16 protein-coding genes are annotated in these 13905 nt (G+C 63.7%); 12 read left to right on the plus strand and 4 right to left on the minus strand.

Features of this window, described 5'->3' with window-relative positions; genetic code table 11:
• Positions 1 to 12: 12 nt before the first annotated feature.
• A complete protein-coding gene (locus tag AS031_RS18530; protein ID WP_058269636.1) occupies positions 13 to 912 on the minus strand; it encodes a sulfite exporter TauE/SafE family protein in 900 nt (299 codons plus the stop codon).
• Positions 912 to 1532 carry a rhodanese-like domain-containing protein gene (locus AS031_RS18535; RefSeq protein ID WP_058269637.1) on the minus strand — a complete coding sequence of 207 codons (621 nt, stop codon included), beginning with the start codon at positions 1530 to 1532 and terminating at the stop codon, positions 912 to 914. Before AS031_RS18535 ends, AS031_RS18530 begins: the two co-directional genes overlap by 1 nt.
• Before the next feature lie 121 nt (positions 1533 to 1653).
• Here AS031_RS18535 and AS031_RS18540 point away from each other — a divergent pair, with 121 nt between their 5' ends.
• The 8 genes from AS031_RS18540 to dprA all read left to right on the plus strand — a co-directional run bounded on the left by AS031_RS18540 (position 1654) and on the right by dprA (position 7952).
• Positions 1654 to 1911 (plus strand): metal-sensitive transcriptional regulator, encoded by a 258-nt coding sequence (locus AS031_RS18540; RefSeq protein WP_014920545.1) that lies wholly within the window; start codon positions 1654 to 1656, stop codon positions 1909 to 1911.
• Positions 1912 to 1943: 32 nt separating this feature from the next.
• On the plus strand, positions 1944 to 2360 hold the full coding sequence (locus tag AS031_RS18545) for a DUF302 domain-containing protein (protein WP_058269638.1): 417 nt from the start codon (positions 1944 to 1946) through the stop codon (positions 2358 to 2360).
• A 7-nt stretch (positions 2361 to 2367) separates the two neighbouring features.
• Complete coding sequence (locus AS031_RS18550) at positions 2368 to 2742, plus strand: DsrE family protein (protein WP_228379679.1); 375 nt, start codon at positions 2368 to 2370, stop codon at positions 2740 to 2742.
• Between the two features lie 842 nt (positions 2743 to 3584).
• Complete coding sequence (locus AS031_RS18560; RefSeq protein WP_074447029.1) at positions 3585 to 3995, plus strand: four-helix bundle copper-binding protein; 411 nt, start codon at positions 3585 to 3587, stop codon at positions 3993 to 3995.
• A 127-nt stretch (positions 3996 to 4122) separates the two neighbouring features.
• Positions 4123 to 4728, plus strand: a complete 606-nt coding sequence (locus AS031_RS18565; RefSeq protein WP_082642053.1) for a DUF305 domain-containing protein — start codon at positions 4123 to 4125, stop codon at positions 4726 to 4728.
• Positions 4729 to 4816: 88 nt separating this feature from the next.
• Positions 4817 to 5692, plus strand: coding sequence for a potassium channel family protein (locus AS031_RS18570; RefSeq protein ID WP_058269641.1), 876 nt, complete (start codon positions 4817 to 4819; stop codon positions 5690 to 5692).
• 375 nt (positions 5693 to 6067) lie between these two features.
• A complete protein-coding gene (locus AS031_RS18575) occupies positions 6068 to 6664 on the plus strand; it encodes a recombinase family protein (protein ID WP_058269642.1) in 597 nt (198 codons plus the stop codon).
• Between the two features lie 379 nt (positions 6665 to 7043).
• A complete protein-coding gene (dprA, locus tag AS031_RS18580; protein ID WP_058269643.1) occupies positions 7044 to 7952 on the plus strand; it encodes a DNA-processing protein DprA in 909 nt (302 codons plus the stop codon).
• 286 nt (positions 7953 to 8238) lie between these two features.
• Here dprA and AS031_RS18585 read toward each other — a convergent pair whose 3' ends face one another.
• Positions 8239 to 8418 carry a hypothetical protein gene (locus AS031_RS18585; RefSeq protein ID WP_141688869.1) on the minus strand — a complete coding sequence of 60 codons (180 nt, stop codon included), beginning with the start codon at positions 8416 to 8418 and terminating at the stop codon, positions 8239 to 8241.
• 851 nt (positions 8419 to 9269) lie between these two features.
• On the opposite strand from AS031_RS18585, the gene AS031_RS18590 reads away from it, so the two are divergent.
• Both AS031_RS18590 and AS031_RS19975 read left to right on the plus strand, forming a co-directional pair.
• Positions 9270 to 10295, plus strand: a complete 1026-nt coding sequence (locus tag AS031_RS18590) for a DUF4192 domain-containing protein (RefSeq protein ID WP_058269645.1) — start codon at positions 9270 to 9272, stop codon at positions 10293 to 10295.
• A 181-nt stretch (positions 10296 to 10476) separates the two neighbouring features.
• A complete protein-coding gene (locus AS031_RS19975) occupies positions 10477 to 10629 on the plus strand; it encodes a hypothetical protein (RefSeq protein ID WP_158505836.1) in 153 nt (50 codons plus the stop codon).
• Positions 10630 to 10740: 111 nt separating this feature from the next.
• Here the strand turns inward: AS031_RS19975 and AS031_RS19670 are convergent, their stop codons facing one another.
• Positions 10741 to 11064, minus strand: a complete 324-nt coding sequence (locus AS031_RS19670; RefSeq protein ID WP_074447030.1) for a hypothetical protein — start codon at positions 11062 to 11064, stop codon at positions 10741 to 10743.
• Positions 11065 to 12363: 1299 nt separating this feature from the next.
• Between AS031_RS19670 and AS031_RS18595 the strand changes: the two genes are divergently transcribed.
• Both AS031_RS18595 and AS031_RS20065 read left to right on the plus strand, forming a co-directional pair.
• A complete protein-coding gene (locus tag AS031_RS18595; RefSeq protein WP_058269646.1) occupies positions 12364 to 13347 on the plus strand; it encodes a DUF4192 family protein in 984 nt (327 codons plus the stop codon).
• 190 nt (positions 13348 to 13537) lie between these two features.
• Positions 13538 to 13687 (plus strand): hypothetical protein, encoded by a 150-nt coding sequence (locus AS031_RS20065; RefSeq protein WP_169793891.1) that lies wholly within the window; start codon positions 13538 to 13540, stop codon positions 13685 to 13687.
• Positions 13688 to 13905: the final 218 nt, after the last annotated feature.

Consider the following 13905-nt stretch of genomic DNA (forward strand, 5'->3'; position numbering starts at 1 on the left):
GTGGTGGCGGGGTTAGGCGGGTGAGGGGACGTTGCTGCGCCGGCCGGTGCGGTTGCGCAGGGGGCATGAGCTGATGAAGAACCAGCAGATTCCGGCCGTCGCTGCGGCAAGGGCCGCCACACCTGCTGCGATGAACCATTGAAGGTTGGCCGGGGCTTGCTGGATCAGGACGAAGGTGCCCATGGCCAGGACGAACCAGCCGAAGGCCTTCCGCAGGGCGGCTTCGGGGATCCGGCCGGCGAGCTTGGAACCAATGAGGCTGCCAACGATCGCGGCGGCGGTCACGCCGAGGGTGAGGCCCCAGTCCAGCTGGACGGTGGTGAGGTATCCGGCGAGGCCTGCGAAGGACTTCATGGCGATGACCACCAGGGAGGTGCCCACGGCAACGGACATCGGCAGGCCGCCCAGCAGTGCCAGGGCCGGAACCACGAGGAATCCGCCGCCCGCGCCGACCAGGCCGGTGATGAGCCCGACCACGGCGCCGTCGAGCAGGACCCTGCCCAGGGGAAGTTCGTGCTTGACCGGCGCGGCGCCGTCGTCGTTCTTTTTCTTCCGGCCGCGGAGCATGGCCACGGAGGTGGCCACCATCATGATGGCGAAGGCGATGAGCAGGATCTGGCCGGGGATGTGCCCGCCCAGCAGGCCCCCGACGAACGCGCCGGCCATGCCTGCGGCGCCGAAGATCAGTCCGGTCCGCCACATCACCCTGCCCCCGCGGGCGTGGCTGATCACGCTGACCGCGGAGGTAACGCCGACAACGAAGAGGGACGCTGCGATGGCTTCCTTGGCTTCGAACCCGGCAACGTAGACCAGGATGGGGACTGTGAGGATGGATCCGCCGCCGCCCAGGACGCCGAGCGAGAGTCCGATCACCACCGAGAGAGCGAGAACCAGGATGAGGGTGGCTGTCATTAGGCTGCGGCTTCTGTGTTCTTGTTGCTGACGGCGGGCAGGGCGAGGATGGCGCTTTCGCGGGTGGGTTCCTGGGCGGCCTTGTTCCACGGCATGGCCGAGATGGCCTTGCCCATGGCGCAGGTGTTGGTGGCAGCGGAGAACGTCAGGCCCGTCCCGATGACCCCGGCGAGGGTGCGGATCTTCGGGGAGACGAACTTCCCGCCGGCCAGGCCCAGGACCACGAGGGAACCGGCCACAAGGCGGACCTGCCGCTCAAGGTCCCAGCGGTCTTTGCCTTTGACCACGTCACCGCCGGCCGCGGCGAATCCGGGCGCCCCGCCGGTCAGGACGTAGGCGGTGTCGATGCCGGCCTTGGCAAGGCGCTGCCGGGCCTGCTCGGCGCGCACTCCGGACTGGCAGACCAGGACCACCCGGCTGGCCAGCCGGGCGGCAAGCTCGTCCGTGTGTTCGGAGAGCAGCGGCAGCGGCACGTTGTAGGAGCCGCGGATATGCAGGGACTCGAACTCAGCGGCGGAGCGGACGTCAATCACCACGAGGTCCTGGTGCTCGGCGAGCCAGGACTGGAGGGTTTCAGGGGCGAGTGCGGTGACAGTGGGTGCCACGGAAGTGGAAGTCATGGTTGGCCTCTCGGAAGGGGTCGGGTGGATACCCCACCGAGTATTACAGATACCCTGGGGGGTAGTCAAAACACCCTAGGGGGTATAGAATTGAGGCAAGCCCCGATCTTTGGAGAAACCCGTGGAACTCAATCCCTCAGAACTCACCCCTGTCATCAACCGGCTGAAGCGAGCCCAGGGCCAGCTGTCCGCCGTCACCCGAATGCTTGAAGAAGGCCGGGACTGCAAGGACGTCGTCACCCAGCTTGCAGCCGTATCGAAGGCGCTGGACCGGGCCGGGTTCGCCATTATCGCCACGGGACTGGAGCAGTGCATCGTCCAGAAGGACGCAACGATGGACAAGAAAGATCTGGAGAAGCTCTTCCTCTCCCTCGCCTAACCAGACCAGCTGTCAAGCAGCCAAGGAGAACCATGACGTACACCCTGACCACCACCGTTGACCTTCCGTGGGCCGAGGCCCTGGACCGCACCCGGGACGCCCTGTCCGCTCAGGGATTCGGGATCCTCACCGAAATCAACGTCCGTTCCACCTTCGAAGCCAAGCTTGGGGCCGAAGCCGCCGATGCCATTGGCGACTACGTCATCCTCGGCGCCTGCAATCCGGTCCTGGCCAGCCGCGCCCTCGCCGCGGAACCCGAAATCGGCGCGCTGCTGCCGTGCAACGTCGTGGTGCGCCGGAACAAGGACGCAGAGATAACCACGGTGGAAGCCATCGACCCCCAGGCCATGGTCCAGCTCAGCGCCGCCCCATCCGTCAAAGAAGTAGCCGACGACGCCGGCACCTGCCTCCGGAAGGCCATCGCCGACCTGGGCGAAATGGCAAAGTAGAGTGTCCGTGCAAACAACGGTTCCAGAGACTGCGCAGGCCGGGCCTGGCCTGCTCATCCACTCCGCCGGCCCGCTCGAACAGAATGCCTTCGCCGGCATCCTGCGCAGCGCCGCCAACGCCCGCGCCGCGCTCGGTCTGGAAGCTGGCATTGAAGTGGTCGTCCAAGGGCCCGGGGTTAAGCTCCTCACCAAAAATTCACCCGCCACCGAAGCCATCACAAACGCCGGGCAACTCCACGTGGACATCCTCGCCTGTGGCAACAGCATGCGCTCAGCGGGCATGGAAGACAAAGACCTTGCGCCCGGCGTTGGTACGGTGCCCGCAGCCATCGCCCACCTGACCCGGCGGCAATGGGACGGCTGGGCCTACGCCAGGCTGTAGCCTCAGCCGCTGGTGGTGTGGAACTGTGGAAGCCACGCCCGGGCAGCCATTCCCGGAAAGTCTTGCCTAAGCGAGGCGGCAACTCGTAGTTTCCTCGCTGATTCCCAGGCCCCTTTTTGCCGGTCCGGTAGAAACGGGACATGAGACGTCCGGCCGACCCGACTAGTAAGTATGCTGATCTTTTATTAGGGTGATGGTGTTGGGCTGGCCCGGAAGATGGAGGCGGACCGATTTTGAGACCGGCAGTGGACAGGTTAAGGGTCACCGTGCGTGCCGTCATGCGGGTCGTATTGGGCCTTTCGCTGTTGGTGACTTTCACGACTTCCGCAGTCGCGCTGTGCCTGCAGGCAGGCCAAGCGGAATCGATGGCGGTGGTGTCCGCGGCACCGGATTCTGTAAGTCAGGACGCTGTAACGCAGACCAGTGACCGGGCGGCGCCTGTACTGGCACAGTCGGAACACTCGCCGCCTGAGCATGCGTGCTGCTTGGAGCAGGAGCGCACACCCCAAGCTATTGGCCCATTCCACCGGCTGTTTCCTGACCCGTCTTCTGATGCTCTCTCCCACACCAAGCTGCGCCGGGTCAACAGCGGCGATACACAGTCTGGTTGGTTCGACCCCGCGCTGAAGAAACCCGGCCACCTTCGGCCGTTGTTGACAGTCATGTCCATTAGCCGGACGTAAACGGATGCTGAGCTGCGCCGTTCTTCTGCTGCAGGCGCGGCGGTTTTTTCTGCCTGTCACATTGGTTCCGACCGCCCTACAATCCCGGTCTCATCGACGAATAATCACCCAAGCGGCAGACCTTTTGGACAGCCGCGCCCAACATGAGGAGAAGCTCGAATGACGCATCATGTTATGTCCATGCTCGATACCTACCCGAAGGATCTTGGCGGGGTGGACAAGGAAAAGCTTGCAGCCTGCATTGAGGCCTGTTTCGAATGCGCACAGACCTGTACGGCCTGCGCCGACGCCTGCCTCAGCGAAGACATGGTCGCCGATCTGACCAAGTGCATCCGCACCAATCTGGACTGCGCCGACATCTGCGCGACCACCGGCAACGTTCTGTCCCGGCACACCGGATATGACGCGAACCTCACCCGCGCACTTCTGGAGGCATGCCGCGCCGCGTGCAAGGCCTGCGGCGACGAATGCGAACAGCATGCCGGGATGCACGAACACTGCCGGGTCTGCGCCGACGCCTGCCGCCGGTGCGAGACAGCATGCCAGGAACTCCTGTCCTCCCTCGGCTAAGCCAAAAGCCAACCCCTCAGCCCGGCAAGAGCGGTACAGGCACCCGTTCCCGGGCCGCCGAATCCGTGCGAGTCCTTCCCGCCAGCATGAGGCGGGAAGGACCGGCGGGCTTTGAAAGGAATTTTCCATGAGTGCTCAGCAGTACCCGGAAAACCATCACGAGAATGCAAGCGCGTCCTCCCATCAACCCGCCGGGGATCACCGGCAGCAATCACAGGAGAGTAAGGACCACAACGGCAATAAACATGACAACGGCGGCCACGGCGGAAGCGGGCACGGCTCAGCCCGGATGTACGCCAAATTCGGCGTCATCCTGCTGGTCAGCCTCGGGCTGATGTGGGTGTTGTCCATGTCAATGATCCGCTCCATCGATCACTTCTACTTCAACCTGAGTAACTTCTGGATGGCACTGCTGATGGTCTCAGCCATGGCGATTGTCATGGTTGTGGGCATGTGGTCAATGTTTAAGAACACGAAAGCGAACATCGCGATGCTTATCGGATTCGCTGTTCTCTTCGCTGGCGTCTTCGCGCTCGGGCGTACCGAAACGTTCGTCGGAAATGAACAATTTCTGAAGTCCATGATCCCGCATCACTCCCGGGCGATCCTGGTCTGCCAGGAATCAACCATCACAGACCCGGAAATCATCGAGCTGTGCGATTCGATCGTGCAGTCCCAACAGGAAGAGATTTCCCAGATGCAGTCCATCCTTGAACGGTACGCATCCGACTGACAACAACGGACGTTCGTGCATACAGCCCTTACAGGCATTCGGGGGCGGCGGCGAAAGGAAGGAAGCGTTGTAGCAACGGAGGCATGACATGGGTATTGCGTTGACAGTTATTGGGATCGTGGTTGTCGCGGCCGGATTGCATGACATGTTCCACACCTTGCTACATCCCAGCGGCAAGGGACATATCAGCCACTTGGTCCTCTCGAGCATGTGGAAAGTCTCGAAAGCAACCGGCCACCGCTTTGGTTCAGCAGTGGGGCCAGCCGCCATGACCGCGGTGGTGCTGTTCTGGGTTATCCTCCAGGGAGCCGGCTGGGCCCTGGTCTACTACCCACACCTCCCCGGCGGCTTTACATACTCTGCCGGAATTAACCCGGCCGCATATTCGCCTGCTGCCGAGGCGCTGTACGTCTCCTTCGTGACACTGGGGACATTGGGCTTCGGAGACGTCGTGGCCACTGATCCCTGGATACGTCTCGCTTCCCCAGCCGAGGCTTTAACCGGCTTCGCCCTGCTCACGGCGGCCTTGACCTGGTTCACCCAAATTTACCCTCCCTTGTCACGACGCCGGTCGCTGGCGCTGGAGATAAAGGGGCTGGCCGATATCGGCTATGCCGGCCATCTGGACAGCCTTGACCCCGTCACCGCATCCCGTGTGCTGGACGCCCTCACAGCCAAGGTTGCGACTGTTCGGATCGATTTCACGCAGTACCCCGAGGGGTTCTATTTCCAGGAAGAAGACCCGGACCTCTCGCTTGCCCGCCAGATGCCCTACCTCCTGAAGCTGCGGGACGCTGCAATTGAACACAAGGAGCTCGACGTGCAACTGAGCGGTGAACAGCTAGCGAAAGCACTGGTGCAACTCACGAACAAGCTCAAGAAAGACTTCCTGGCCAGCGGGGATGATCCAGGGAAGGTCATAGCGGCCTATGCGGCAGCCCACGGACAAAACCCGCGGAGCTAAACCCAACGCGGCCGGGAGCGGACCACACGACCTATGCCGCTGTCGCAGAAGTACCTCTTGCCCTGATCCCCGGCGCTCGGCTCAGCCGGTGACTACCTTCGCCAGGCCGCCGGAAATTAGCAGGATACGCCCGAAATGATCCCCAAACCTGTTCCGGGTCGGGCGCTTGAGTCAAAGGCTGAGCTGCGGCTTCCAGACAAAGGTGCGTCTCGAAAAGTAACAGCTTTTCAAGACACTGTTCCCGAGCCTCGAGGGGTCGGCGGCCGCGGCGGGAGCAGGCGGCATGGGCCGGGTACTCAGCGTCTCGTAAAGGCGTCTCGCAGGAAATCGTCTCACCGCGGGTGCATCGGAGGCTTTTCGGGTCAGAATTGCCTCGTGAGGCTGCTGGGTTACAAGCGGGTCAGTACTTCCAGCCAGGAAGCTAAGCTGCAGCTGGATGCGCTGGTTGACGCCGGCGTGCAGAAACGCGACGTCTTCGCTGATGTGACTTCCGGAAGCAAGACGGCGATCGAACGGCCCGGAATGAAAAGGCTCCTCGAGTACGCCGAGGAGGGTGACACCGTTGTTGTGTGGAGGGTCGACCGGCTGGGACGGTCACTGATCGACGTCCTGAACACGGTCGCCCTGCTTCGCGGCCGCGGTATCCACGTCCGGTCCATCTCGGACGGCATCGACCCTGCAACTTCGACTGGCCGGCTGATGTTGAACATGCTTGCAACCCTTGCCGAATATGAGCGCGAACTCATCGTCGAACGGGTCAATGCCGGCATCGCGGCAGCACGCCAGAATGGAACGCGGTTCGGCCGGCCGCTGTCCAACCCCGCCGTCATCGCGGACAAACTTGCGATCGCCCAGGACGCGCGCGCTAAAGGCCGCACCGCCGAAGACGCTGCCCGTCTCGTTGGCTGGAGCCGCGCAACGCTCTACCGCCACCAGCAAGCCCGTGCTGCACGCGAGAGCACCACGACCTAGCCCGGAAACCACGTGATGCCTGAAGGGTCGGGTTTCCGGTCTCGCCTTGCCGGCGCCCTGGTCTACTGCTCGGACCTCGCTCCGCTCGGGCTGTAGAAGCGTCTTTCCTGTTTTTTGCTGCTGTCCTGCGGATCGTACGTGCCCGCTCCACCGACTCAACCGTCCTGCGGACGGCGGCGCAGCCGATGCCTTGTGTCGGCGCTTCGCTTATTTCCTCCCACAAGCCACCCGCTGCTTGCCCTTCGGGTTGCCCCGGGTCCGTCGGGCACAGCTACGCGATGCTCCGCCAGCAGGCAAAAAACGCCCGGGGAGAGGGGAAGCTGGCCGGTCACCAAAGCCGCCCCACTCACCGGATCCTCAGCAAAGGACGACAGAGACCATGAACGATCGCATTGCACGCGCAGCCCTGACCCGCCTCTTCGAACCCGGCGACCGCATCGGCAGGGCCCTCGTGGGCAGGCTCGGCGCGTACGCCGCACTGCGGCTTGCCACCGGCGCCCAACCCGTCCACACCCTCCCGGACGTGAGGACCGAAGAACTGGCCGACGCATTGAAACGCTGGGCACCCCGGGTACCGGAGCTGGCCCCGGAAAAGGACCTGGCCACCATCGAACGCCTGGGCGGCGGATTCCTCACCCCGGGGGATGAGCACTGGCCGGAAGGCATGGACGACCTGCCCGACGCCCCGTACGGGCTCTGGTACCGGGGCAACATCGACAACGGCATCCCGGCACCGTCCCAGTGTGTGGCCCTGACCGGTTCCCGCGACTCCACCAGCTACGGCGCCTCCATTACAGGCGACATGGCATACGGTTTGGCGCAACGTGGAATCTGCATCGTCTCGGGTCTTGCCTACGGCATTGATGCGCACGCCCACCGGGCAGCGTTGGCCGGAAGCACCGGAGAGAGCCCGGCAACCCTCGCGGTGCTGGCCGGAGGCCTTGACCGTGACTACCCGTCCGGTAACGCTGACCTCGCGGCTGCGATCCGTGGCAACGGCCTGACGCTCTCAGAGCTCCCGCCCGGTACTGCCCCGACCCGGTACAGGTTCCTCCAGAGGAACCGCATCATTGCCGCCCTGGCAGGGGTGACCTGTGTCGTGGAGGCCCGCTGGCGCTCGGGGGCTCTGAATACCGCCCACCATGCCGAGACCATTGCCCGGCATGTCGCGGCGGTCCCCGGGAGCGTGCACAGCGCCAACTCGGCAGGATGCCACCGGCTGCTAAAGGAAGGCGGGGCGGTGCTGGTGTCCGATGCGGCCGATCTGGCCGAACTCCTCGCAGGTTAAGCCTGTCAGGTGGCCGTCCCGTTTGTGGGGCGGTCACCGCGGGCGGTCCGCCGTCGTGGCCGGGTTGAGCGGTGGGTTAGCGGCGGCGGACCGCCATTCCGCACGCTGATTGCCGGCGATCTCGGGTGCCGCGGCCGCCGAAGTCACGGAGTCCGAAAAGTAGACCCGGGGTGCTGATCGATGGTTCGCAGCGCTCACCAAGAAAAGGGCGTCCGCGGGCGCGGCCGGCTAAGGGGTCCAGTGCCGACTCCGCAGAGCTCCGCCGCCCCTGTGGGACCTGTTCTGTCTACGCCGTGTTGCGGCGGGTGTTCTGCTCAGCGAGCCGCCGCCACCGCCACAGGACGAGGGCGACAAAGCTGTTGAGGATGGCGATAAAAACATCACCTGTGGCAGGGCGGCCGATCAGCAGGTCCGCGGCTACCAGCACCAGCGACCCGGCTGCGGCCAGCACGAACACAACTCCCAAGATCCGCAGGAAACCGTAAGGACGGCCAGCACGTGCGGCAGGATCACTCATTTTGGGAAGCACCCGCCGTTGCCCCACTTCGAGCCGGCCCTCATCGCCGAGCGTGCGCGGCGCCCGACCTGTGTCGGGGCGGAAGCTTACTTCGGCGACGGATAGCTATCGCCGCCGTCGTCATCGCAACGGCGGGTATCAGAAGCACGACAGCGCCGGGACTCATGAATGCGCCAACGCTGACGTACGCCAGCAGCGAGAACGCCCAGGTGAGAGCCGCGGCATACTCCGCGAGCACCGCTACCGAACCCCGCACTGCGGGATCACACGGAAGGAAAGGAAGGCACCATTTGCCGTGTTGTCCATGATCACTCCTTGCCGTACCAGCGATGACGTGGAGTAATGACACCACGAACGCACCAGGCATGCCAGAGTCAGCCGGTTTGGAAGTAAGTTTTGCCCCAGTGGAGATGCGTTTCGCCGATCTCACACACAGGAATCGGGCGTCCGCTGGCGCGGCCGGCTGTGGGCCAGTGCCGGCTCCGCAGGGCTCCGCCGGCCCTGGCCCTGTTCTGTCTACGACGTTTTGGCTGCTGTCCTGACGGATTGTACGTGTCCGCTCCGGCCCGTCTAGCCCCTCCTTCGTCGGGGCCCGCGGCGCGCGAATTTCCCTGCGGCGCTCCTTCGTCGCTGATTTCCTCCGGGAATTTCCCGCCCCTTGCCCTGCGGGTAGACAGGTCTCCGTCGGCCACAGCTCCGCAAGCTTCGCCAGCAGCCAAAACAACAAGGGGGGGAGGGGACGCTGGCCGGTCACCAAAGGCCGCCCCACCCACCTAATCCTCAGCAAAGGACTTTGAAACATGACTGACGCAATCCGCATCTCCAGCCCCGCCGACATCCTCGGTTTCATCCCGCACTCCCTCGGGTTCGTACCGCGTGAATCCTTTGTGTTCCTGACCATGCGGGGCAGGACGCTGGGCGCGACACTGCGCGTCGACGCCCCCGCGGCCGCGGAACCTGCCGGTTTCGCCGCCTCGATGAGCGAATACCTTGCACTGGACACGCAGGCCACGGCGGTGCTGCTGGCCATTTACACGGCCAGAAGCACCGCGCCCGGACAGGCCCGCCCCTTCCACGACCACGTCGAGGCCGTCATTGAGGCGCTGGATGATGCGGGTACCCCGCTGCAGGACGCGTGGCTGGTCACCCCGTCGCACTGGCAGAACCTGCTGTGCGACAGCGACGCCGGGTGCTGCCCGCCCGAATCGCTGGAATCCATCACCGACGGGCAACTGAACGCGGAACTGGTGTTCCGTGGCAGCAGTTACCAAAAGACGCCCGGCACCAGCTACGCACCGTTCGCAGGCCCAGCAGACAGGGAGGAGCAGATCCGTCACGCGCTCCCGGGAGTGCTTGGCGCGGAGCTGGCTCCGGGCCGGGAATTGTGGGCAGAGGCCCTGACTCGGGACGGCTGGATGGATCCGGTTACGGCGGTGGAGCTGCTGGCATGCTTTCAGCGCCCGGACCTACGTGACACGTTGTTCTGCAATGTGATCGACCCGGAGCTGCCGGACGGCGAGGGAAGCGGGAACCTGCTCGTGGGGGAGGGGATTAGCCCGGACTGGGACCGCGTTGACCGGGCGCAGGAAACTGCTCGGGACCTCATCCAGACCGCGCCGGAAGGCTACCGGGCACCCCTGCTGACCCTGATCGGCTGGCTGGCATACCTCAAAGGCCAGTCCTCAGTAGCCGCGGACCACTTCAAGCTGGCTCTGACTGACACACCGGGATATCGGCTCGCCGAACTGATGGACCAGCTGGTGGGCCGGGGAACGATCGCCCCGGTGGCTAAGAACCAGGACACAGCCTACAAGCGGCACCGCTAAACGGGTCGGGGCCGGACCGGGAAACCGGTCCGGCCCCGAAGTCACGGGCGGCCTCCCCCGCTGGCGCTCCTCCGGCCGCCGATCACGCTGCCGCGGGCGCAGCGCCACAAGGGGGAAACGGCCGGACGCCGGGCTACAGTGGAAAAGGAACACAAATCCACAATGAAGCCTGGGGCAACACATGAGCCACAAGTACATCCTCACGGACGATGACGCCGCGCCCGACGATGCGACCCATGCACAGGACATCCTCGAGCTCTCCATGATGACCATGCCGCAGCCAGGCGCCCCCATCGTCGATATCTCCTGGGAGAAGCCACCACTGGACCCCTAAGTTTCCTGCAGCGAAGACGCTGCGGCGCTGAGTTTCCTTTTGCTGAGGGAAAACAGAGGCCGGCCCCAAGGGGCCGGCCTCATTTACTTCCAGATTGCATTACTTGTCGTGTCAGCCTTTAAGGCTGGTCTCCGGGATGTCGGAGAACCCCGAGTGATAGCCGCTGTACCCGGCGAAACCGGGGTATCCGGGGTATCCCGCGTAGCCTGGATAGCCTGGATAGCCGGGGTAACCACGGTAGGGCTGAAAATCTCGCTTGAGTAGGCGGTTTCCTACAACCGTTCCCAGGTAGTTGCCTTCCTTGTCGGCAGCATCGTTATCGCCCCAAGGGAACCAACCAATCCAATTCCCGTTCTTGTCGAATAGGAACCTGTCGGTTGAATGGCGCCGGAACGCGACGGGGTTGCCTGTGTTATTGAAGTAGAAGACCGTCAATTACTTTCCCTTTCCCTTCTGGGAGAGGGCGCTGGCCGCAGCTGTCTTGGAAGCTGCGCTGGTGCGACCGTCCCTTAGGACCTTGCTTGCGGCTGTCGCTGCTTTTTGGCTGGTCTGTTTGGTGTTCTTTGGCATTTCATAGTCCTTGCTCGGCAGTATGGGGTCTTCTGGGCCGACAGCGTCGAGTGACCGATGTCGGCCCAGAGTTGGCGACTTTTATCGCCGGACGGGGATGATTCGGATGGTCCGCTTGATACGGATCCGAATCCTTTGAGTAGCCACTGCTACTCTCCTTCCCAGGACCGCCGGGTGCAGAGGAACGCTAGCTGCCAACTGGATTGACAGGCCACAGACGCACTCGTAGTCTGTTGTGACGTTCCGGAGCTATGGAAACGACACAAAACAATTCCCTGGACTTTGACGCAGGCGCTTTGCCTGCGAGGCATTGGTCCCTATTTGTTTGTAAAAGAAGCGCATGATCGGTTGCACCCGATCGTGCGCTTCTGTCGTAGAGAACACCATTGGGATGAGCTCTACGTCAACACTACATGTAGTGCAGACGCCTCTTTGGAACCCCAAGATGATGTATTACAAGTATGTCATTTAATGCACCGTTAATCCACAAGTAGGGGCCTTCAAAAGGCCCGGAATCGCGCCGATTTCGCGGACGGAATCCACACCCTGTGGAGTAGTAAGGCACATTTAACGTCCAGCGTGTCGCGGAAAAGACGGCGTGTCTTGGAAACTGGGATCAAGCGCTAAGAGCAATTCAGCTCCTATACGAATCTATTCTTGTCGGCGTTCGACTGGAGTCGGTCAAGCCTCTGTATTGCCACCAGCAGGCACTCGCTGGCCCGGTGCCCGGGCATCAAAGATCGGGCCTCGCTTCGCTCGGGCTGTAAAAGCGCCTTTCCTTTTTGGCTGCTGTCCTGACGGATTGTACGTGTCCGCTCCGGCCCGTCTAGCCCCTCCTTCGTCGGGGCCCGCGGGGCGGGAAATTCCCTGCGGCGCTCCTTCGTCGCTTATTTCCTCCGGGAATTTCCCGCCCCTTGCCCTGCGGGTAGACAGGCCTCCGTCGGCCACAGCTCCGCAAGCTTCGCCAGCAGCCAAAACAACAAGGGGGGAGAGAGGAAGTTGGCCGGTCACCAAAGCCGCCCCTGGCGACAACTTGGTCCGCGCCCGCACCCGCTTCCCACGCGCTTGACAGACATAGAAGCGTCGGGGGGAGACGGGGAGCTGGCCGGTCACCTGAGCCGCCCCACCCACCCACTTCTCGGACAAGAAGAAAGAACAAACACAATGACTGAAAAGCTCACCATTTCCGGTTCCGCCGACCTGATCGCCGCCGTCCCGCACCTGCTGGGCAAGGCGCCGAAGGAGTCCTTCGTGGTGCTGACGTCCCGCGCTGGCACCCTTGGCGCCAGCCTGCGCATGGACGTACCGGCAGGGGCCGATCCGGGCGATTACGCCCAGATGATGACCACGTACGCCGCCCATGACGAGAAGGCAACGGGCAGCTTCGTCATCGTCTACACCGACGAAGACCCGGACCACGGCTACCCCTACGCCGCACACGTCGCAGCCCTTACGTCCGAGCTGGCCACGGCGCGGATGCCCGTCCGCATGGTCCTGCTGGTCACGGGAACCCACTGGGCGACCTACGGCACGGCAGAGAAGAACCCTTTGGATGAGATTCGGGACAGCAACGCCAATGTGACACTGACCTATTTCGGGTCCGCCCCGCACCTTGACGTGTACAACCCTGAATTGCTGGGCACGTGGGCGGCGCCAGTACACGCGCCGGAAGGCACCGATGAGGACCTGGGATTCGCGTGCGGCATGTGGGACACCGCGCTGGACGGGGCACCTATGCGGCCGGAGACGGAGACGGCACGCCAGCTGGCGGCAGCATTCCAACACCGCCACATCCGCGACTACCTGTTCCGGGACACCATCACCACGCACAACGGCGACTTCGGAGACACCCTGATGGGTAAGTTCACCGGCCGCCCTGACTGGGACCGCGTGGACCGCGCGGAAGCCCTCGCCTTCGACCTGATGAAGGTCGTCCCCGCCGGGCAGCGCGCCCCCATGCTGACCCTGATGGGCTGGCTTCAATGGCTCAAAGGCAGCGGATCCCACGCGGACCGCTACCTGAAGCTCGCCGCCGAAGACGTGCCGGACTTCCGCCTCGCGGTGCTGTTGCGGGAATTGATTAACCGCGGCTACATCGCGGACGTCGCCCGCAACCCTGAAACGGCCTACCAGCGCCGCCTCATCTAACGGAAAACGGCCGGGCCGGATCACCACACGATCCGGCCCGGCCCCTTTCCGCGGTGGCGGGGCGGCCTCCTCCGCTGCGCTCCCCCGGCCGCCGGTCACGCTGGCGCGGGCGCAGCCACACACCCAGTCAACGCGCAGAAACCACGGCTACAGTGAACACCAGACACTGCACCGACCAGGAAGCGCGAGCATGGGAACCGACTACATCCTCACCGAGGACGACAAGCCCGGCGAAAACGCCAGCCTCGCCGAAGACATCATCGAACTGAGCCTGCTCACCGCCGGCCAACCGGCCAAGCCGGTGGATTTCGGCTGGGCCCAGGAACACCACAACTTCTAAATTCCTGCAGCGCTGACGCTGCACCCAGGACTTCCTTTGTCCGAGGAACACCAAGAGTCGGCACCCGCGTGGGTGCCGGCTCTTCGGTTTTCAAGACCAGAAAGGGCGTCCGCTGGCGCGGCCGGCTGTTGGGTGTTGCCGGTCCGTCGCAGAGCTCCGGCCCGTCATCACCTGTTGTGTCTACGACGTTTTTTGCTGCTGTCCTTCGGATTCTAGGT

The organism is Pseudarthrobacter enclensis (assembly GCF_001457025.1).
Classification (GTDB): domain Bacteria; phylum Actinomycetota; class Actinomycetes; order Actinomycetales; family Micrococcaceae; genus Arthrobacter; species Arthrobacter enclensis.